1 protein-coding gene is annotated in these 342 nt (G+C 69.9%); it reads left to right on the forward strand.

The features are described from left to right. On the forward strand, positions 1 to 342 hold a 342-nt coding region (locus ACR6JA_RS23375), incomplete at both ends, for a peptidase dimerization domain-containing protein (RefSeq protein ID WP_494599938.1).

Raw genomic sequence — 342 nt, forward strand, 5'->3', positions numbered from 1 at the left:
GCTGCAGAAGCTGGACTTCAAGGACTACGGCACCCTCACCGTGCTGATCAACGGCGACGAGGAAATCAGCTCGCCCGGCGCCCGCGCCACCATCACCCGCCTGGGCGCCGACCAGGACGCGGTCTTCTCCTTCGAGGGCGGCGGCGCCGAGGGCCGCCTGACCCTGGCCACCAGCGGCATCGGCGCGGCCTACCTGACCGTGCAGGGCAAGACCTCGCACGCCGGCGCCCGTCCCGAAGGCGGCGTCAACGCCCTCACCGAGCTGTCCCACCAGATCCTGCAGCTCAAGGACCTGTCCAAACCCGACGAGGGCCTGAAACTGAACTGGACCGTGGCCCAGGC

The organism is Cedecea sp. B1(4) (assembly GCF_059414925.1).